This window comes from Burkholderia cepacia GG4 (assembly GCF_000292915.1).
Taxonomy (GTDB): Bacteria; Pseudomonadota; Gammaproteobacteria; order Burkholderiales; family Burkholderiaceae; genus Burkholderia; species Burkholderia cepacia_D.
The window spans coordinates 2,048,258-2,068,935 of sequence record NC_018514.1; the positions used below are offsets into that span (position 1 = coordinate 2,048,258).

Genomic DNA, 20,678 nt, shown 5'->3' on the forward strand with positions numbered 1-20,678 from the left:
ACAGCCTGCACGCTGGCCAACCCGGCGCGTGTCGCCGCGCCTTCCGGACTCGTTGTCCTGGCGTCCCCGTCGTTCCGTCGTCGCTCAAACGCGTGGGGACACGCCCGTCCTCCTGAAACAAGCAAGTGATGAGCCATGGATCGCCCTGCCCCGTGCGGCAAGAGCCTGCGTATGCAAGATCGACTCGCTCCGGGCACGGAGCGCGGGAATTTGATTCACCCGCGAATCATGGTTCCCCCCCAAGCGGTGGATCTTGTGCCCGCAGAGCGCGGACATCCTGCGCAACACCCCTTCTGGAAGCCATCCGCTGCGGGCAGCCGTTGCATTGCATGGCCTCGGTTCGGCACGGACGCATGCCGATCTCGGCGCACATCGACTGGCCGCCGTGCGGATTTGACCGGCCCGTTCCGGCCTTACGTTACAGATGCGTAACGTTTCATGCCCGCCGAACCCGACGATGTGCGCAACGCTGTGCATGAGGTAAATCCTCCCCGCGGGATCGTAACCGGAGAATCGACGATGTCCCGTTCATTGCCCAGACAAAATTCGTACATCGAATCGATTCAAGGCGACTGATACGGCTCGTGCCACTCAATCGGCAGCGAGCGCGCGACACGCGTCGACGTTCTTCGAATGACGTGACCGAATCGACGGTGCGAGTGGTCAGACGTATATCTGCATCGCGGCAGCCCGCCGCTATCGCGCTCGTCGCAATTGTGAAACGTTCCGTAGCGATCCGCATGTGCGGAGCGAACCGGGCCCGGGCGCAGCGCCACTGGTTTGAATATTGCTCTATCTGGAACTGGAACACGTGCGGGTGCGCCGCGATGCGGCGACGTACGCAGCTTGACCGACCGGCGAGGCCGACGACACAGCGAGGAACGCTCATGACGTGATTGACGAGGTGCAAGGGGGCGACCGTAGTCCGGCGATTGCGTGGCGGAGATCGCGCGGACAAGCACTGTGCGCTCGCCCTGCAAAACCGCTGCATGTCGCGGGACCGGCGTGACCGCTTGCGGGGACAAGACGCGCTGTCTGCATACATGCTTGGTGCCAGGAGCCGGACCTTCCGGCGCAAAGAAGCTCAACGAGGATCACGATGAAAAAGATCTTGCTTGTGTTCGGGACTCGGCCGGAAGCCATCAAGATGGCACCGCTGGTCCGCGCGTTGCAAGCACGCAAGGATGTCGACGCCAGGGTATGCGTCACCGCCCAGCATCGCGAAATGCTGGATCAGGTGCTGACGCTATTCGACATCAAGCCCGACTACGATCTCAACCTGATGCGCCAGAGCCAGACGCTGACCGACGTGACGACCAGCATTCTTCACGCGATCGGCGTGGTCTTCGAAGACTTGCATCCGGATGTCGTACTGGTGCACGGCGACACGACCACGACGCTCGCGGTCAGCCTCGCGGCGTTCTATCGCTATCTGCCGGTCGGGCACGTGGAAGCGGGTTTGCGCAGCGGCGACATCTGGTCGCCGTGGCCGGAGGAATTGAATCGCCGTGTGACCGACGCGGTTTCGTCATGGCATTTCGCGCCGACCGACCGGGCGCGAAGGAACCTGTTCAGCGAAGGCGTGCCGGTGGGAGCGGTCGTGATGACCGGCAATACCGTGATCGATGCGCTGCACGACGTCAAGCGCATGCTTGACCACGATACCGCGCTCAACGACAAGGTCGCCGCCCATTTCCCGTTCCTCGCCCCGTCGCGACGCGTCGTGCTGATCACGGGCCATCGCCGCGAGAGCTTCGGCGAGCCGTTCCAGCACTTCTGCGAGGCGCTTTGCACGCTCGCGAACCGCTATCGCGACGCGCAGTTCGTCTATCCGCTGCACATGAATCCGAACGTGCGCGAGCCGGCGCGCGCGCTGCTCGGCAACGTGCCGAACATCTACCTGATCGAACCGCAGGAATATCTTTCGTTCGTGTTCCTGATGTCGCGCGCGCATTTCATCATCACCGATTCGGGCGGTATCCAGGAAGAAGGGCCGGCGCTCGGCAAGCCGGTGCTCGTCACGCGCGACACGACCGAGCGACCCGAGGCGATCCAGGCAGGCACCGCCCGGCTCGTCGGTACGGATCAGGAGCGCATCGTCTGGGAGGCGTCGCGCCTGTTCGACAGCGAGAGCGCTTATGCGGAAATGTCGCACGCGAGCAATCCGTATGGCGACGGTCATGCCAGCGAGCGGATCGTTCATGCGCTGATGCATACGCCAGGGGCGGGAGCGAGAACGACGAGCTTCTCGATGGGCGCCGCGGAGATGCCGTTCAACGCGCTCACGCTCGGGTTGCAGGCGCTGCGCACGCCCTGAAGACCCGCATCGGGTGCCGGGCCAAACGCCGGCGGACGGCGACGCATGCTGTCGCCGTCCGACGCAACCGTCGACGCGCGCCGTTGGGCCGCACTACACGATCGCCGACCGCTGCAGCCGGCTACCGGACCACGGCATCGGCCATCGACTGCGCCTGCGCGGTGAGCCGCGGGTAACTCCGCTGGGCAACCACCTGTTTCGCGAAACACGCCTGCCGCGCCGCCTCGGGAACCCGCGCCGGACTGCATGCGGCGATTGGCCGAAGCGTCAGGTCCTTCCACAGGATATAAACCCGCTCGCCTTGCCTGACCGACACGGCCAACGTGCCCGGCCCGTCCGGCACTCCATCCTGGCTTTCACCCAGCAGCAGCGCCTTCACGACCCCATCGGCCGGCTGCCGCTTGACGGGCAACTCGGCGAAGCGAAACGCCGCGGCGTCGTCGCCGAATACGTCCGTATAGAGCGTTTCATTGTCGAGAATGGCGGCGACGTCGTCCGTCGGCTTGATGCCCGCATCGACCGAACGCGCCCAGGCCTTCAACAGCGGAACGGTCGTCACGAACAGATTCATCTTCCCGTCGGCCGACCTGAACGACAAGCCGTCCGGCCCCGGCGGCATCCCGTCGTCGGCGACGACGCTTTGCACGGTGCTCTCCGCCTTCGCGGCAAACCCTTTCGCCCTGACCGTGCCGATCAGCTTTGCCAGCCGCGCATTCACGTCGGCCGTGTACTGCTTGTCGAGATCCGCCCGATCCTCCATCCGGGCCGCGGCCACTGCGTCCGTCGCCTTCTTGCGGTAGGCAAGATACGAATCCGCCGGCGATGCGATCACCTTCGCTCCGACTGCGGCGATCACCGCCGCGAGCACCACCGCCCCCACCCCGATCTTCAATCTTGAATTGCGCTTCATTTTTATGACGTCACCGAATCCCGCGCCGACAAGTAAAACGGCTGCCGCAAGCCCACGCCAGCCGTCCCCTCCGATACGCGTCATTCTAACGTCGCGCGTACCTCATTCGTCCACCTTGAATGCCGATACCAGTCGCGTCAGGTCCGCCGCCTGCTGCTTCAGGCTCTCCGCCGCTGCCGCGCTTTCCTCGACCAGCGCCGCATTCTGTTGCGTCATCTGATCGAGCGACTGCACCGCGTCGCCGATCTGGTCGATGCCGGCGCTCTGCTCCAGGCTCGCCTCGGCGATCTCGCTCATCATCGCGCTCACGCCCTGCACCTGCGACACGACATCGCGCATCACCTTCCCGGCCTCGCTGACGAGCCGCGATCCGGTACTCACCGTCCCCGCGCTATGCTCGATCAGCGCCTTGATCTCCTTCGCCGCCTGCGCGCTGCGCTGCGCGAGATTGCGCACTTCCGACGCGACGACCGCGAATCCGCGCCCCTGCTCCCCGGCCCGGGCGGCTTCAACTGCCGCATTCAGCGCGAGAATGTTCGTCTGGAACGAGATGCTGTCGATCATCACGATGATCTCGGAGATCCGCTGCGATGCGTCGCTGATCTGCTGCATCGTGCTCACCACCTCGCCGACGACCCGCCCGCCGCGTGCCGCCGTATCCGACGCGCCGGTGATCAGCTTCGCGGCCGTGGTCGCGGTCTCGGTGTTGTTCCTGACGACCGCCGTGATTTCCTCCATCGACGAAGCCGTGCGCTCGAGGTTGCTCGACTGCCCTTCGGTCCGTTCGCTGAGATCCGCGTTGCCCGACGCGATCTGCGCCGACCCGGTCGCGATCGAAGCGGAAGCCGCGCGAATCCGGTGCACTAGCGTCGACAACGACGACACGAAGCGGTTGAATGCGTCCGACAATTGCCCGATCTCGTCCTGGCTCTCGACCGTCATCCGGCGCGTCAGGTCGCCCTGGCCGCTCGCAATCTCCGCCAGCAGTGTCGCCGCGCGCCGGATCGGCGCGGCGATCGCGCGCCCGACCAGCCAGATCACGATCAACGCGACACCGAGGCCCACCACCGCGGCAACCAACGCCGCACTGCGAATCGCGCGCGTCACCGGGCCGAGCAGTTCCGCCTGCGGCACCTCGACCACGACATAGGCATTCAGCTCCGGAATGAACGACGTCGCGATGAAACGCGCGCCGCCGTCGCCAGCGTAGCCCAGGTACGCATACGGCTTGCCGGCGAGCAGCGTCGACGACGCATCGTCAGGCAGGCCCGGCTCGTCCTTCAGGAAATGCTTGCCGTCGATCAGTGACGTCTCGCGATGCATCATGATCACGCCGTCCGGCCGCACGAGATACGCGAACCCGCTAGCGCCGATCCGGTACGCGGCAATGCCCTTCGCGAGCGCATCGACGGACAGGCTCATGCCGGCCGCACCGATCGGCGCGCCGTCGAGTTCCACACGGCTGTTGATGAACATCATGTAGCCGCCGAGCGTGACCTCGCGATCCATGTTCACGTCGTACGTCTTGCCCGACGCGAGGAAGCGCGTCAGCCACTGATCCCGGTCGCTGACCTTCCGCTGCAGGCCGGCTTCGTTGTAGTAGTTGCCGCTCTTCACCGACACCCACTGCACCGACGCCGCCTTCTGCTCGTCCTTCACGTTCTTCGCGAGCTGGATCCAGTTGCGCGTGCCGGCATCGGGTTCGCCGTCGGCTTCCCACTGCAGCAGGAACGCATCGCGCGCGAGGATGCGCGACGCGGCGATCGGTCCGGCCAGCTGCCGCTGCACGTCGGCGCGGATGCCGTTGACGGCCGTCGGCAACTCCTCGCCGACGACGCGATCGCGTACCGCCGTACCGATCAGACGGACGCTCAACCCGCTTGAAATCGCGACGAACACGAGCAGGCAACTCGTCATGCTGAGAATCAGCTTGTTCTGAATGGAAAGCTTGCGCCAGAAATGCATGGGGAACCCTCGATAACCGCTCGGTCTGAGCCAGTTTGGGTTATCGGCATGCCCGCGCGGAATCGCATCGCGGGTTTCACATGTCCCTCATGTCGGATCGGATATATCGCTGACGGGCGGGCGTCGCCAGCCCGTCGAGGGGCGCGCGATCAATACGCGACGAAGATCGTCACCCGCCGGTTGCGCGCCCGGGCGGCCGCATCGTCGCCCGCGACGAGCGGCTGCGTATCGGCCCGGCCGATCGCCGCGAGCCGGTGCGGCGCGACGCCGCGATCGGCCAGGTAGCGCACGACGCTGCCCGCGCGCGCGGACGAAAGCTCCCAGTTCGATTCGTATTTCGCGTTCGCGATCGGCACGCTGTCGGTATGCCCTTCGACGAGGATGTCGCCGGTTGCATGCGCGCTCAGCACCTGCGCGATCTGGCTCAGCACGGGCGCCGCGTCGGGCAGCAGCCGTGCATCGCCGACGTTGAACAGGATCTTCGCGTCAATGCCGATCTCGATGCCGTGCGGCGCCCGCACGAGCGAGATGCGGCCGTTCGTCTTCAGCGCATCGAGCGACGCGAGCCAGGCGGGCGCGCGGTCAGGCACGGCGGAATCCGCTGCGCCTGCCGCGCCGCTGTCGTGCCGGGCGAGCGTCTGATAGCGCGCATCGAGCGCGTTGTATTTCGCGAGCTGAAGCACGTACAGCGCGAGAAACAGCACCATCAGCGTCGTGATGAGGTCCGCGTAGGAAATCAGCCAGCGTCCGGACTGCGTGCCTTCGGCTTCATCGTCATCGCGATCGCTGGCGGCCGAGCCGGCACGCGCCGCGTCAGTTCGAGCCGTCATGTCGAAGCTCCCGTTGCGTCATGCGAGCGACTCGGCCGCGCGGCCGCGCACGTCGCCGGTCAGACGCGTTTCGATCGTATGCGGCGATTCCTTGCGCGAGATCGCGAGCAGGCCGTCGAGGTACAGCTTGCGAAACCGCAGCTCGCTGTCGATCTGCGCGCGCAATTTGCCGTAGAGCGGCAGGAACACGAGGTTCGCGAACGCGAGGCCGTAGAGCGTCGCGATGAACGCGACCGCGATGCCCGGCCCGAGCTGCGCCGGCTCGAGAATGTGGCTCGTTACCTGCACCAGCCCGAGCACCGAGCCGAGGATGCCGAACGTCGGCGCATAACCGCCCGCCTGCTGCCACACGCGCGCGGCTGCCAGCCGGCTGCGCTCGTACGCGTCGAGATCGCGCTGCAGCGCATCCTCGAGCACCGCGGTCGACACCCCGTTCGCGAGCAGTTCGAGCCCGCGTCGCGCGAACGGATGAATACCGCTGACATCCATCGATTCGAACGCGAGCAGCCCGTCGAGCTTCGCGCGATCGCCCCAGTCGAGCAGGTCGGTCAGGTGCTTGCGATCGACTTCCTGCGCGCGCACGAACGCGAGCCGCAGTTGCTTCACCGCATCGAAGAAGCGCGCCCACGTGTTCTGGATCATCACCGCGCCGAGCGTACCGCCGAGCACGATGACGAACGCCTCGAACTGGAACAGCGTCGAAAAATGTCCGCCTTCCAGCGCGAAGCCGAACACGATGGCCGCGCCGCCGAGCAACACGCCGGCCAGTGTCAACAGGTCCATATGCGTCTCCGTCGAATCGCGCGTTATGCGTCGTCAGATGATGCCAACGGCGCGGCAGCCGCCGGCACCTTGGCCGCGCGAACTGCATCCAGCACGCGCCGCTCGATCTCCTCGAGCTCGATCGGATCGAGCTTCAACTCGCGGCGCATCACCCACGACACCTCGTTGCGCCGCGCTTCCGTCATCACGGAGAACAGCTTGTCCGCCACCGCGCGATCGTCGAGGCTCGCGACCAGCTTCGCGAGATCGTACGTATCGAACGCGCTGATTACGTCGAACAGCGTGCGCTGGTCGATCAACACGAGATCCTCGAGCGCGCGCACGTCGCCGCCAGCGCGCGGGTTGCGCCGCGAGAAATACGCGACGCCCTGCTGCTCGACGTAACCGAGCACCTTCGACTTGCGGAACGCAAACACCTCTTCCGCGATCTCGCCGTTGGACAGCTTGTTGAGCAGCAGCTTCCGGTCGACGCCGATCAACGCTTCAAGATCGGCCAGCTCGATCAGCTCGAGCTCGCTGTTGATCGACAGGTCGAGATCGTGATCGGCGACCTGCTGCGCGCGATCGATCACGCGCGCGGCGTCGAACGTGACGACCTGGCGCGCATCCGACGAACCCGCATAATCGGCCGCACCGCCGGCATGGTCGGCCTGTGCCGCTTCGATCGTGACGAGATTGAGCTTCTCCATGCGACGCAGCATCGCGAGCACGTGCGGGCGCGAATGGCCGGCAATCGCGCGACAGCGGCGGATCACGTCGGCGAGCGGCACCGACGTCTCCGCTGCCTGCGCCTGCATCGGCCGCCGCGACCACGCATCGTCCGATCCGCGCGTCTCGGCGCCCGCCATCAGCGACAGCACATGCGCATACGACAGCACGCCCGGCATGAAGTCCGCGTGCGTGTAGGTCGCGAGCTGATCGTCCTTGCGCTTCACGCGCCGGATCATCGTGCGCACGATATGGCGCAGCAGCGCGGACACGTGCTCGATTTCCTCGTCGAGCAGCGCGGCCGGCACGACCGTGAGCTGACAGAACGACAGCGCCTTCGCGGTATGCGCGCGCGGCTCGGACGCGAGCAGCGCGGATTCGCCGAAGAATTCGCCGCGCCCGAGCGTCGCGACGACGACGCGCTTGTCGTCGCAGCGCGTCGACAGCTCGACCTTGCCGTCGGCGATCAGAAAGATGACGGGCTCGCCGGCGAAGCCCTCCGAGTAGATGATCTCGCCGGGCGCGGCCGTACGCGTCCACGATTGCTGACGATTCAAGTTGGTTCCCCTGCTGCGCTGGTTGTTGCAGACCGCGTCGCATGTCGCAGGCATGCGATCGACGGTCATCCCCGTGCCCGTTTAACGTCATCGGCACCGGCATCCTTTAGGGGATTCGTACTCGTTTCCAGCGAAAATCAAGGTGAAACGTTTGCGGATCGCCGCGCATCGTCGAGAGATTCGATTCGATACGGTCACAGCCGAGTGCGACCCGAGCGAAAGCACGGGTCTGTCCGGACCGCGCAATCGCCGCCGCCCCCCTTCCCTGGCATCCCGGGACGAAACCGAGACGGTTCGCCGACACGCTGGTCTCGATGCCGGTGGGATGAGAATGAGCCGAAACATCGGATCAACGAACGGCTGTCGCGAACGGTGCGGCCGATCGTGAACATGGCAGGGTTGCCGTGCCTTAGCCCGATCGCAACTCGCCTGCCCGATCGCCCGCCGGAAGCCGGAAGCCGGGCAATGACGGGGACCGCCGTTCGACCGTCCCACCAGCCCGACCGATGCCGTCGGGCATTTGTTTCGGGATGCTGCGTTTATCTCGCGGCAGCATCCCGAAACAAATGCCCGACGCACCATCCGCCCCCGTTACTTCTCATATCGTCCGATAATTACCTTTTATTTTCGTTTAAAATCCCGCTTCTTCTTACTTTAAGATGGAATGACGTTTTGATTGAACTGAAGAAAACTATCTCGCGCACGGCCATCGCCGCATGCGTTGCTTATGCTGGGCTCATGCCTTTATCCCAGTCCGCCCAAGCCCAGGTCGAACCCCTGAAGAATCCGGTCTACGGCGTCACGCTCGACGACCTGACGAAACTCGATGCGATCATCGCGTCGCTGCAGAACCTGCCGTACCGGCCGACCGTGCGCGTCGTGTTCGATCCGGGTACGCCGGCCACCGACTACTACGCACCGTTGCTGCGCCTGCACGCAGTCGCGTACGTGATGGGCGAAGTTTACGATTCTTACTATTTCCCGACGGATCTCGCGACGTACAAGGCGCGAACGCAGGAACTGGTGTCGCAGTTGAAGAACACCGTCGACGTGTGGGAGATCGCCAACGAAATCAACGGCGAATGGCTGCGCACCGACCCGAGCGGCACGAACACCGTGGTCAATTCGGAAGAGCAGCAGATCGGCCAGATGGTCGCCGCGGCCAACACGATCGTCAAATCGAACGGCGGCAAGACGGCGATCACGCTGTACTACAACGACGACAGCAAGGGCACCAACTGCTGGGAGAAGCCGCAGGATTACTGGAAGACCTGGCCGACGACCTTCCTGTCGTCGACGGTTCGCCAGCAGGCCGACTATGCGCTATTCAGCTACTACCCGTATCAGGATTGCCCGGGGCTGAATCCGTCGTGGAAAAACGACTTCGCGGCGCTGGAAAGCATCTTCCCGAACGCGAAGGTCGGCTTCGGCGAAATCGGTACGTCGGATACCGCCGCGCCGGCGTCGGTGCAGCAGAACCTGATCAAAACCTATTACCCGATGGTCAACAGCATGACCGATCCGCGTTTCATCGGCGGATTCTTCTGGTGGAACTACGTCGAGCAGATGGTCCCGTATTCGACGAGCTCCTACTTCCAGTTGTTGCGTCAGACGATCCTCCCGCTCAAGTCGCCCAACTGATCGCCCCATCCGCCGGCAGCCCCAGCGTCAGCGCAGTCGCTCAGAACCACAATGTCGCGCGCACCACGAGACCACGTGCGCGGACCGCTGACGTCAACGGGAACCGGTATTGCACCGTCACGTCGAGATAGCTTGCCGGCGCGGTATACCTGCCTTCGCGAAACCAGTACCTGAACTGGACCCCTGGCCCCGCACCGATTGCCGTCTTGTCCTGCTGACGGTTGTCGTGATCGCCGGCCACCGCCGCGTGCGGGTAGACGGTCAGCCGATTGCTGATCATCGGCAAACGCCACGTGTGCCCGTAACGCAACTCCGAATAAATGATGTATCTGCCGGCGTTGATGAAGTACGCACCTTCTACATAAGCCTGCCAGCTACGCCAGCTCGGTTGCGTGACCTGCAGGTCCGTGCCTGCTTCCGACGAGTAACCCAGGCGCATCAGCCAGTCCGTCATCGACAGACTGCCGATGTGGAACAGCCGCTCGGCCGTCATCACCACGTTCTGGTCGGGTATCGGCTTGTACCGCACGCCCACCGATCCTTGCACGGTCGGCATGCCGGTCACGTTGTTCGTGCCGTCGTAGGCGGTGCCGTATCCGCGCACGAAGAACTGAAGGATGCGACCGTTCCGATAGCCGATCTTCGGCGGCTGCCAGTACGCCTCGATACCCGGCTGGAGCACGCTGATGGTGCCTTGCGGACCGAATGCGGCCGACTGGTATGGCGCGCTCAGCACGAAACCCCAGGTTCGCTCCAGTTGTTCGACCTCCCGCCGATAGCCGAACTTGCGCTGCGCGTCGAACGCATGTTCGTTTTCGTCTGCGTCGAGACTGTGTTCGAACATCTGGACGGACTCCTCGTTCAATCCGATTCGCTTGGCGGCATAGCCCGCGTCCGCGTAGTTCATCGCGTTGCCGGCGCCACCGGCGAAACCTTCCTGGAATGCGTCGAGCGCATCGCGATCCTTGTGTTCGCGCAGGAGGTCATAGGCCTGCTGCAACTTCCGTTGCGCGGTGTCGTCCACCGGCACCTGGGGCGGCTGATCGGCTTGCCGCGCCTGTGCCACGATCGATGCGGCCATGTTCCGCTCGGCGTCGGTCGAGGCGGCGCCGGCCGCCAGCTCGGCCACGCGGATGGCGCTGTCGTGGTCGCCCGCCTGCAAGCTCATCTGCGCGATACGCAACTGGATCACGGCCGATTTTTCATCAGCCAGCGGCGCCAGCGCGACGCCGGCCTCGTGCGGACGATTCGCCGCGAGCGCACTGTCCGACCACGCGAGGCGCAGGTTGCGCTGCTGCTCCTTGCTCCAGCTTCCGGTCGCGACGGCCGCCGAGAAATCGCTGCACGCGACGTCGTAGTGCATCTGCCGCTGCGCCAGATAGCCATGCTGCGCCAGTACCGCCGCGCTTTTCGGAAACCGCAGGCGCAGCGATTCCACCATCGCATCGGCTTCGTCAACCTTGCCTTCCCGCCGGTATACATCCACGAGCAGCAGCCCGAGCTGTTCGCTTCCTGGCTGGACCTTGAGGGCGCGCAACGTATAGTCTTCCGCGCGGGGCAGGTCGCCGGCATTGATCGCCTTGTATGCGCCATCGGCAAGCCGATAGGCCTTGGGGGTAAGCTGCTTGGCGGCGGATGCCGGAGCCTGCCAGGCCAGCGACATGGCGATTGCCAGGGCGCTCAACCGTACGCAGCGCTTGAGGCCAGCCGCAATCGGGCCTGTCGAGCGCTTCATGCCTGTTCTCCCGACGGCTTTTTCACCGCAGATGCCTGCAGCTTCGCGTCATCGCCGTCGCGTAGCCGGGCGACTTCGACGAAGCGTGAGTGCCGGGCCAGTTCGGCGGCAATCTCCGTATCGCAGGCAATGAAATAGGCAACGTTCGATCGGGCGCCGCGCCGCACGACTTCCTGTTCGTCCTGCGTGAGTGGTCGCCCGACCGCGACGTTCAGCGTCCCGTCGTCAGCCGTCGAAAACGGCACGGCGTGATACGCGTACTGCAGTTCGAATGCCAGCGAGTCCGCGAAGTGGCCCACCGCGACGTTACCCAGGCTCACCCGCGGCAGGTCAGCCTGCTCGGCGATCGCGTCGGCCAGCGATTCGGTGGACACCGCGCTGGCTTCGAGCAACAGTTCGCCCAGCCGCTTGCCGCATGTCAGTTGCCTGTCGAGGCCGGCCTCCAGCTGCTCCAGCGAAACCACGCCCCAGCCGACCAGGATCTCGCCGATCTTGCGGCGCGCTTTCCCGAGCTCTTCGTTGGACAGGTAGGTGTGGCTCGTCTTGTCCCATGCGATGGACTTGCCGCTCACCAGGTGGCCGACATAGATGCGCCACGCGCGACTCACCGCGCAGAAATTGATCAGGTTGTTGACGAACATCCGCGGGATCGAAAGCAGCCCCTGGAGCGGACCGTTCAACTTGCTGACGAAGTGGAAACGCTGCCCGGCGCGGACAAACAGCATGACGGTGTTCACCCACAGTAGCGGTGTGATCCATGCACTGACCGCGACGAGGTGAGTGCCGGCGGGGATCACGTGCCCGGCTTTCTGAAGGGCGGCAAGCAGCACGAAGTTGAGCAGCACGCCATAGGCAATCACCGAAAACAGCGACGTCACGATGCCCTTGCGATCGTGGAAGAACATGTAGCGGGTGAGGAGATTGCCCTTCCAGCCGAGTTGCTCCCAGCCTTGAAACGCAATGCCGAGAATCCAGCGCGCGCGCTGCCGGTAGGCGGTGCGGAATGTCTTCGGAAAATACTCGCGCGTGGCCAGCAGGTTTCGATTCGCGGCGCCATCCTTTGCGTGCTGGCAGGCGGCATCGCGCGCGACGTCCGAAAGCGGCAAGCAGGCGAAAGTTTCCTTCATGCCGAGGTCTCTCAACCGGAAGCTGAAGTCGTAGTCCTCGGTCAACGAACTCGTGTTGAACGGGCAACCGTTTCGCTCCTTCATCGCCGCCTCGATCGAACGCCGGCTGTAGCACGACGCAACACCCGCGCCCGGAACGACACCCGTCAGACGTGCTCGCACCGGCACATCCTTCTGGTGGGTTTCGCTGAAATCGTCGAGATAGCAGCCGGCGACGAACTCGTTCCATTTCCGCGGCAATGACAGAACAGGAAGCTGGACCAGATCGCTGTCCGCGACCGCATGGTTGAGGTACTTGAGTTCAACCGGATGAATGACATCTTCGCAGTCGTGCATGACGACACCTGCGAACTGAATATGATGGACTTCTTCGTAGCGCAGGATGGCTTCAACGATCCAGTTCAGGCAGTCTGCCTTGCATGTCGGCCCGTCGTTCATGACCGTTGCGCGCGTCACCCTGCCCGGATACCGGCGGACCATCCGTTCGACTTCCGCCGTGGTTTCGGCATCGTTGTGATAGGTTCCGACGAAGATGACATAGCGTTCGTACTCGATGGTCGCCAAGGTGTTTTCGATCATTTTGGCGATCACGTCATACTCTTTCCACGCCGGTACCATGAGTGCCAGATGGCGCTCTTCCAGCGCACGCAGCATGCCGATATCGATGGCCTGCGATTTTTCTCGACGCAGGATGCGCCGGATTTCGAACGACCAGTAACAGGTGTCCAGCGTTAGGTCATCCAGCGTGCTGACCAGGATGACGAGGGCGGTCACAATGGCGACAATGTTGAGTGCGTATAAATATGCACTCCATATCATATTATCCATTACATATCCGCTATTTTCGCTTGCCTGTATTTCTGCCCCCTCGTACCAACGTAAGACGAAACGCTCCCCGTCCTCGTCGACCCCGTCATGTCCACTCCGTGGCTCGCGCCACACCCGTTCTCGTCGCGCTCAAAAGACTCGATCACGCCTCGAGCACTATTGATGCGACCACGTAACATCATCAAAAATGCAACGTGTTCAGTGGATGACTTTTGACAGCCGGTTTCCCGCTTGCTTGCATCCGTCCCTGCGTGCGCCGGCGCTTGCAGCCGCCCCGGTGCCTCGCAGTGCGCCCCATACACAGTCCTTTCGACGCACAGCGCTTCAAGCAAGTCGTGCGCCATCGCCGCGCCACCCTTGAGCCTTCCGGGTGCGGGGAGTCTTCCCCACGCGATTGGCGAATCGAAACCGGGCCAAATGTTTCAGTGTTGAAACGCGCGGTCGAGCGCCCGGTGAAAGGCGTTTGGCAGGTCCACTGCCGCGCTCCGGTCGCCGCGATCGGAGCGCGTCACGCGATTCCGGCGATCAATGGCCGACAGCATCGACGTCGAACCCGAAAATCGGGTGTGCCGGTCGTGATTGCGCGTGCGCGCCAACCGGCTCGGTTTTCCGGCGTTGGCGCGTGCGGAGCTCAGCGCGCAACCGGCTTCCCCTGAATCGGCAGACCCGGCGTTACACGGTAGTCGGACTCGATTCTCGACACCTGCCGTTGCATGCATGAAACGTTTATCGAAACAATTTTTGACTGCCGTGACGCACCCATTTTGGCGTCTTGGCCCGGTGCCTGTTTGAGGCCGATGGTATGGATCTAGCTTGAAAGCCAAACCAGCCGGTTTCGATTTTTTAACCGGTATCAAGCGCGCAAAAAAATCACGACATAACGCCCCGATTCTGAATCGGCACTTCGCCGCGCTCGTTTCGTTAACGAGATGAACTTAATTTGCATATCAAAGGATGAAAATCATGCCTGCGCATCGCAATCGATCTTTTCGAAACGGGTTGAGCACCGTTGGACTACTCGTCGCACTGGTTCCTGCACTCGTCGTGATCGGTACGGCTCATGACACGAATGCACAGCAGACGAACCAGTCGTCGTCCGGCAAGATCAAGCCCCCGCCACTACCGAACGGCTCGGCCCACGTCAACGTGAAGCCAGGCATGTCCGAAGAAGATTGGGACAAGGCATACAAGGAGACCGGGCGCCCCAAGTTCAGCAAGAACTCCGTCAAGAAAAACGGCGGCAACGTGGAACGTGACTAGGGAGAAACGGCCATGAAAAAGATCTTGATCGTCATAGCCCTGCTTGCCGGATTCGCGCAAATGACCTTGCCGGGTACGGCGCACGCGCAGGCCACTACCGCACACACACTCGTGCTGTACGACAACCCGGCCAACGACCCGTATTCGAAGCTTGGCCTGATATACAGCATCATGTTGAGGAACCTGCTCGGCCATTTCAATACGACGGTCGACCTCGTGCCGATACAGAACTATACGTCCGGCATGATCGGAAGCCACGATGCCACGTTCTACATCGGCGACTACTACAACAATCCGATTCCGACGGCATTCATGAGCGACGTGATGACCGCCACGAAGACCGTGGTCTGGTTCAAGTACAACCTGTGGCAGCTCGCATGGAACACGGCCTATACGTTCAACCAGACCTTCGGGTTCAGCTTTCTGGGCCTTGCCGGATTGAACGCGACACCTTCGTCGAGCAATCCGAATCCGGGCTTCTACGACACGGTCACGTACAAGAACCTGGCGATGGCCAAGTACTACGCGTATAACGCGTCGACCGGCGCCGTCGATGCGGACCCGGATGTCGGCCTGACCCAGGTGCTCGACGCCACCAAGGCGCAAGTGCTCGTCACCATCAAGAACAGCAAGAGCGGCGCAACCACTCCATACGTCATGCGCTCGGGCAAGCTCTGGTACTTCGCGGATATGCCGTTCTCATACATCGGCCCGACGGATCGCTACCTGGTGATATGCGACATCCTGCACGACATCCTGCAGACCAATGCACCGGTGAATCATCGCGCACTCGTCCGTCTCGAGGATCTTGACGCGTACACGACGACGAGTTCGATGAAACAGCTGACAGACTACCTGTATTCGAAGAAGATCAAGTTCACGATGGCGACCATCCCGCTGTATACCGATCCGAACGGGTATTACAACGGCGGCGTCCCCGAGACGATTCACCTCGCGCAGGCAACGGGCCTCAAGAATGCATTGAACTACGCGATCCTGCGCGGCGGCTCGATCGTGATGCACGGCTACACGCACCAGTACGATTCGACACCGAATCTGCTGACCGCGGTCAGCGGCAGCGATTACGAATTCTGGTATGCGGTCCAGAACCGCCCCGTCGATGAGGACTCCGTGCAATGGGCAAAAGGCAGAATGGCCGATGGCCTGCTCGAGTTCACGACCAACGGCTACAAGATCGTCGGCTGGGCCGCGCCGCAGTACCAGATGTCGCCGAACGCAGCGGCAGCCACGGCGCAGACGTTCCCGACGACGTTCCAGCGCGCCGTCTACTACACGTCGACCAATCCTCAAATCGGAACCGGGGCAGCCAACCAGGACTTTTCAGCCGGGCAGTTCTTCCCGTACATCATCAACTCCGACTACTACGGTGAGCGAATCATTCCGGAGAACCTGGGCAGCGTCCAGTACAACATCTGCAATATCGACCCGTTCTCGTGCATCACGTACACGTGGCAGCAACTCGTTACGAATGCGCAGTACGGTCTGGCGGTGCGGGACGGCTTCGCTTCGTTCTTCTTCCATCCGTACTGGCTTGAACCCGATCTCGGCCTGCCGGCTTTGCAGGACTTCCAGAGCCTCGTGACCGGCATTACGAATCTCGGCTATACATGGGTGGACGGCACGACGGCCAAGTGACGCGGGCTGGCAGCAGCCTCGTGCGACCCGCATTGGCAACGCGGGTCGCACGTTTGCGTTTGATCGGCTACGATGACGCGCGGGACTGTTTCCCGGGAGGCAGCGATGACCACGTACGCCATCCCGGCCTTGCGCAAGCTTCAACAGCGTATCGGCCGATCTCGGCGCGCACCGCGTTCGTCGCGGGCGGCGACGCTCGCGGCCATCGGCACGTCACTCGTCATGGCCGCGTGTAGCTGGACGCCGCACGACGTGCATGCCGACGGAATCGTCTGGCAGGTGGACAACACGACGACGAATCCCGTCGGGAACTGGCAGATGCTCGGCATACACGATCTGTTGATCCAGTGGGCCGTCGTCGACGATACCGCGTACGTGGCCAACACCAGCATCCGTCCCGCGGCGCAGCTTCCCGACTGGGAACGCATCGGTCGCGAGCCATGGGCCGGAAACGTCATCCTGGGCCTGGCCGGCTACCAGGACGAAAAACGTGCGCGCACCCATCTGTCGACACTGGCGGACCAGTCCGCGGAGGTCACGCGCGTACCGGTTCCGCTTCATGTCACCGGCTACTACTTCCCGGTCGAAATCGATCCGACCTGGCAGGACGCGCCGAAGCTCGCCGAGATCCTGAAGCGCCTGCCACGTCCGCTGTGGGTGAGCGTCTACGACCAGACCAATATCGGCGGGAAGGCGCTGACAGACTGGCTCGCGGCGTGGCTGCCTGCGGATGTCGGGGTGTTCTTCCAGGACGGCTGCGGCGTCTACGCGCGCGAACCCTACGTCGCGCGCACCTACGTCGACGAGCTGGCTTCGCGCCTGGGAAAACAACGTGTGCGGATGATCGCGGAGGCCTTCCGGCCCGCCGAGCATGGGGGATTCCGGGCGGCCAACGCCGACGAATTGAGCAAGCAGCTGGCGGCTTATCGGGGCTATCAAGTCTATTTGTTCGATGGCCCGCATTATGTGTCGGACAAACTCACACGTGAACTGCTCACCCGACCGGCCAAGCCGCCCGCCACCGAGCCCGCCGGAACGAGTCACTGATCCTGCTGCACCGGGCGGCAATGCGGGTAGCGAGCGTCAGAACTCCATGTCGAGTTCGTCGATGTCTTCGTGCTCCGCTTTCGCGGCATCGATCCACTCCGCAACGAACGGATGCGCGAGCATGCGCATGCAGTACTCGGCGATATCGGGCTCGAGTTTCACGTCGTAGGTCAGGAATCGCGTGACGACCGGCGCGTACATCGCATCGGCGATGCCGATCTGCTCGCCGAACAGCCAGGGGCCGCCGTACGCGGCCAGACACTCGCGCCAGATCGTCACGATGCGTTCGATGTCGTGCTGCGCACGAGACCAGATCCGGAAGCCGGGAAAATGCGCACGGAGGTTCATCGGCAGCGCGGAGCGCAGCGCGCTGAAACCCGAATGCATCTCGCCGCAGATCGACCGGCAATGCGCGCGCGCATGCCGGTCGTCGGGCAGCAGCCGCGCCTGCGGCTGGACTTCGTTCAGGTATTCGGCGATCGCGAGCGTGTCCCACACCGTGCTGCCTTCGTGCGTCAGGCACGGCACGAGAATCGACGGCGACAGCAGCAGCAGCTCCGCGCGCGATGCCGCATCGATCGGCACGCTGACCGTCTCGAACGCGAGGCCGCTCAGCTTCGCGAGCAGCCAGCCGCGCATCGACCACGACGAGTAATTGCGGCTGCTGATGGTCAACGTGGTCGGTCCGGTAGATTCCATGTCGCTCCCCTGCTGATTGTCGTTCGTGCCCCTGCACCGAAAGCGCACGCCGCGCATGCGAATCGCACCACGCCGGTGCGACGAATTCGCCGAACTGGCGCAGCGTCGCACGGTGCTGCGGCACGACCGATACGCCGAACCGCGCCGACAGCGCATGGCGCTCGGTCGCCCGGCCGCACGCACCACACGAATCGCCGTGTGGTGCGCCGCGTCCTCGAACCACGTGCAACGCGCGTGCCAGCCGCAGGCTGGCACACGGCTTGCCTCGCTCAACGCAACGTGACGCAACGAGCGACGGCCATGAACCTGCTTGCCTATCCGTTCTATCAATGGTCTGCCGAATGCCTGCGCCCGGCGCGCGCATGGGCGGCCGCCACACGCGCGACGATGTCGCTGTGGCCGCCCGCCACATCGACGCCAACGGGCCGCATGGTCGACGCGCTGTGCGAACTGCTCGAGTGCTGCGCGTTCTCGCACCGGCGTCCGCCGTTCGGTATCGCGTCGATCGTCATCGACGGCGAATCGGTGCCGATCGTCGAGGAAGCCGCGGCGGTCACGCCGTTCGGCACGCTGCTGCATTTCCGCAAGGCGCGGCCGGTGGCGCGCCAGCCGCGCGTGCTGATCGTCGCGCCGATGTCCGGGCATTTCGCGACGCTGCTGCGCGGCACGGTCGGCACGATGCTGGCCGATCACGACGTGTACATCACCGACTGGCACAACCCGCGTGACATCCCGCTCTCGGCCGGGCGCTTCGGCTTCGACGAATACGTCGAGCACGTGATCGATTTCATTCGGCAGATCGGGCCGGACGCGCATGTGCTCGCGATCTGCCAGCCGACCGTCGCCGCGCTTTCGGCGGTCGCGCTGATGGCCGCCGCCCGCGATCCGGCCCAACCCGCGAGCCTGACGCTGATGGCAGGGCCGATCGACTGCCGCGTGAATCCGACGAAGGTCAACGCGCTCGCGACGAGCCAGCCGATCGAATGGTTCGCGCGCAACCTGATCAGCGTGGTGCCGGCCGGCTTCGTCGGTGCGCAGCGTTGCGTGTATCCGGGCTTCGTGCAGGTCGGCGCGTTCATGTCGATGAATCCCGACCGCCATGCGGCTTCGTTTGCCGACCTGTACTACGAGCGCGCGAAAGGCGACCCCGCAAAAGCCGACACGCTGCGCCACTTCTACGACGAGTACTTCGCGACGGCCGACCTCACCGCGGAGTTCTATCTTGAAACGGTCGAGAAAGTGTTCCAGCAATACGCGCTCGCGCGCGGCGAACTGATGGTCGGCGACCGGCTGGTGGAACCGGCAGCGATCCACCGCACCGCGCTGCTCACGATCGAGGGCGAGAAGGACGACATCTGCGCCGTGGGCCAGACGGTGGCCGCGCAGGAGCTGTGTTCGGGATTGCCACCGTACCTGAAGACGCACCACGTGCAGACGGGTGCAGGCCACTACGGCGTGTTCAACGGCAGCCGCTGGGAAACGCAGATCTACCCGATCGTGCGTGCGACGATTCATGACAACGAGCCGTACGATCGCACCGCCGATACGGACGGCGGCGCGCGCGACGCGCACTACGTGACGCTGCGGGCATTGCTCGACGCGCGCGCGGCCGGTCACGATGCGGCGACGACCGCTGCGCCATCCGGTCACATGAACTGAACCCGCGCGGCACGGCAACGCTCGGCGCCGCACCTCGGCGTTGCAAATGAATCGCCCCGCCTGGATGGCGGGGCGCACTGCCGGGCAGTGCGCGAGCGGCAAGGCCCGCGCGTTCCGCCGGTATTACGAACAGGCCTTGCCGTGCGACGCGTGGTAGCCCTTCGCCTTCGCATCGGCTTCCGACATGTAGCTGCCGTGCTTCGTCTTGCCGTAGTACTTGTCGGTCGAGCAGTGGTAGACCTTCGTGCTGTCGTTGGCCCACACCTTGCCCGCACCGCCGCCGGGCGCCGCTGCGGCAGTCGTCGCGGGTGCGCTCTTCGCGGCTGCGGCGCCGGATGCGGCGGTAGCGGAAGCCGCGGTCGCGGGGGCCGCGGCCGGTGCGCTGGCCGCGGCTGCCGACGCTGCGCCGTACCACGTCTTCACGCCCTTATGACCGGCGCATGCGCCCTTCTTCGACGCGCCCGAATAGAACGAGCCGTCCTTGCACAGCCCGGTCGTGCCGGCCGGCGCGCTGGCCGGAACCTGTGCGAACGCACCGATCGACACGCCCATGCCCGCGACGAGCGCGGCGATCAACATCGTCTTTTTCATAGTCCTCTCCTGATTTGCCTGAAGGGTAAAAGCGTCCCGACGACAGGCCGGGAATACCGCGCCGCGGGTCAACGGACCGAGCGGCACACGCGGTGATGGTGGTGATCGACATGGCACACGCGGTGCGAATGGGCTTCGGCCAGCGCCGGTACGAAGACGGCGCAGGTGATGGCCGTCGCGGTCAGGATCTTCGCGATGCGGGTCATGACATTCTCCTGGGTAGGCCAGCCGGAGGTCCGGCTGTTACCTCCTTAACGCGGGTCGCCGACACGCCGTGCACCGCACCTGCTCGAATTGACGATCTTTGACACCGTGTAACGAAACGTCACGCGAGGCTGACAAATTGCCGCCTGTCTTTTCGATTT

16 protein-coding genes are annotated in these 20,678 nt (G+C 63.9%); 6 read left to right on the forward strand and 10 right to left on the reverse strand.

Annotation, left to right across the window (positions count from 1 at the left end; translation table 11 throughout):
- The first annotated feature begins 1,099 nt into the window (after positions 1–1,099).
- Complete coding sequence (gene wecB / locus GEM_RS24815) at positions 1,100–2,317, forward strand: non-hydrolyzing UDP-N-acetylglucosamine 2-epimerase (RefSeq protein ID WP_014900163.1); 1,218 nt, start codon at positions 1,100–1,102, stop codon at positions 2,315–2,317.
- 121 nt (positions 2,318–2,438) lie between these two features.
- Here wecB and GEM_RS24820 read toward each other — a convergent pair whose 3' ends face one another.
- The 5 genes from GEM_RS24820 to GEM_RS24840 form a co-directional block, all read right to left on the reverse strand.
- Positions 2,439–3,227 (reverse strand): hypothetical protein, encoded by a 789-nt coding sequence (locus GEM_RS24820; RefSeq protein WP_014900164.1) that lies wholly within the window; start codon positions 3,225–3,227, stop codon positions 2,439–2,441.
- A gap of 102 nt (positions 3,228–3,329) precedes the next feature.
- Positions 3,330–5,192, reverse strand: coding sequence for a methyl-accepting chemotaxis protein (locus tag GEM_RS24825; protein WP_014900165.1), 1,863 nt, complete (start codon positions 5,190–5,192; stop codon positions 3,330–3,332).
- A gap of 149 nt (positions 5,193–5,341) precedes the next feature.
- A complete protein-coding gene (locus tag GEM_RS24830; protein WP_014900166.1) occupies positions 5,342–6,022 on the reverse strand; it encodes an OmpA/MotB family protein in 681 nt (226 codons plus the stop codon).
- 18 nt (positions 6,023–6,040) lie between these two features.
- Complete coding sequence (locus tag GEM_RS24835) at positions 6,041–6,805, reverse strand: flagellar motor protein (protein WP_014900167.1); 765 nt, start codon at positions 6,803–6,805, stop codon at positions 6,041–6,043.
- Between the two features lie 23 nt (positions 6,806–6,828).
- Positions 6,829–8,070 (reverse strand): Crp/Fnr family transcriptional regulator, encoded by a 1,242-nt coding sequence (locus GEM_RS24840; RefSeq protein ID WP_041491011.1) that lies wholly within the window; start codon positions 8,068–8,070, stop codon positions 6,829–6,831.
- 738 nt (positions 8,071–8,808) lie between these two features.
- Here GEM_RS24840 and GEM_RS24845 point away from each other — a divergent pair.
- Positions 8,809–9,711 carry a hypothetical protein gene (locus tag GEM_RS24845; RefSeq protein WP_187293256.1) on the forward strand — a complete coding sequence of 301 codons (903 nt, stop codon included), beginning with the start codon at positions 8,809–8,811 and terminating at the stop codon, positions 9,709–9,711.
- 40 nt (positions 9,712–9,751) lie between these two features.
- On the opposite strand, the gene GEM_RS24850 is transcribed toward GEM_RS24845, so the two are convergent.
- Together GEM_RS24850 and GEM_RS24855 are read right to left on the reverse strand one after the other, a co-directional pair.
- Entirely contained in the window at positions 9,752–11,446 is a 1,695-nt protein-coding gene (locus GEM_RS24850) for an NfrA family protein (RefSeq protein ID WP_014900170.1), read from the reverse strand.
- Complete coding sequence (locus GEM_RS24855; RefSeq protein WP_014900171.1) at positions 11,443–13,401, reverse strand: glycosyl transferase family protein; 1,959 nt, start codon at positions 13,399–13,401, stop codon at positions 11,443–11,445. The genes GEM_RS24850 and GEM_RS24855 overlap by 4 nt, the downstream gene beginning before the upstream one ends.
- 954 nt (positions 13,402–14,355) lie before the next feature.
- Between GEM_RS24855 and GEM_RS24865 the strand changes: the two genes are divergently transcribed.
- The 3 genes from GEM_RS24865 to GEM_RS24875 all read left to right on the forward strand — a co-directional run bounded on the left by GEM_RS24865 (position 14,356) and on the right by GEM_RS24875 (position 17,364).
- A complete protein-coding gene (locus tag GEM_RS24865; RefSeq protein WP_272148402.1) occupies positions 14,356–14,661 on the forward strand; it encodes a hypothetical protein in 306 nt (101 codons plus the stop codon).
- Between the two features lie 12 nt (positions 14,662–14,673).
- Positions 14,674–16,317 (forward strand): DUF2334 domain-containing protein, encoded by a 1,644-nt coding sequence (locus tag GEM_RS24870; protein WP_014900173.1) that lies wholly within the window; start codon positions 14,674–14,676, stop codon positions 16,315–16,317.
- Positions 16,318–16,422: 105 nt separating this feature from the next.
- Positions 16,423–17,364 carry a hypothetical protein gene (locus GEM_RS24875; protein WP_014900174.1) on the forward strand — a complete coding sequence of 314 codons (942 nt, stop codon included), beginning with the start codon at positions 16,423–16,425 and terminating at the stop codon, positions 17,362–17,364.
- A 36-nt stretch (positions 17,365–17,400) separates the two neighbouring features.
- Here GEM_RS24875 and GEM_RS24880 read toward each other — a convergent pair whose 3' ends face one another.
- The gene (locus tag GEM_RS24880) at positions 17,401–18,063 is read right to left on the reverse strand and encodes a glutathione S-transferase family protein (protein WP_014900175.1); all 663 of its coding nucleotides are present in this window, start codon (positions 18,061–18,063) and stop codon (positions 17,401–17,403) included.
- 300 nt (positions 18,064–18,363) lie between these two features.
- Between GEM_RS24880 and GEM_RS24890 the strand changes: the two genes are divergently transcribed.
- On the forward strand, positions 18,364–19,722 hold the full coding sequence (locus tag GEM_RS24890) for a polyhydroxyalkanoate depolymerase (RefSeq protein WP_014900176.1): 1,359 nt from the start codon (positions 18,364–18,366) through the stop codon (positions 19,720–19,722).
- Between the two features lie 123 nt (positions 19,723–19,845).
- Here GEM_RS24890 and GEM_RS24895 read toward each other — a convergent pair whose 3' ends face one another.
- Entirely contained in the window at positions 19,846–20,313 is a 468-nt protein-coding gene (locus GEM_RS24895; RefSeq protein ID WP_014900177.1) for a DUF3761 domain-containing protein, read from the reverse strand.
- Between the two features lie 68 nt (positions 20,314–20,381).
- Entirely contained in the window at positions 20,382–20,519 is a 138-nt protein-coding gene (locus GEM_RS31985; protein ID WP_014900178.1) for an HHHH-motif protein, read from the reverse strand.
- Positions 20,520–20,678 lie beyond the last annotated feature (159 nt).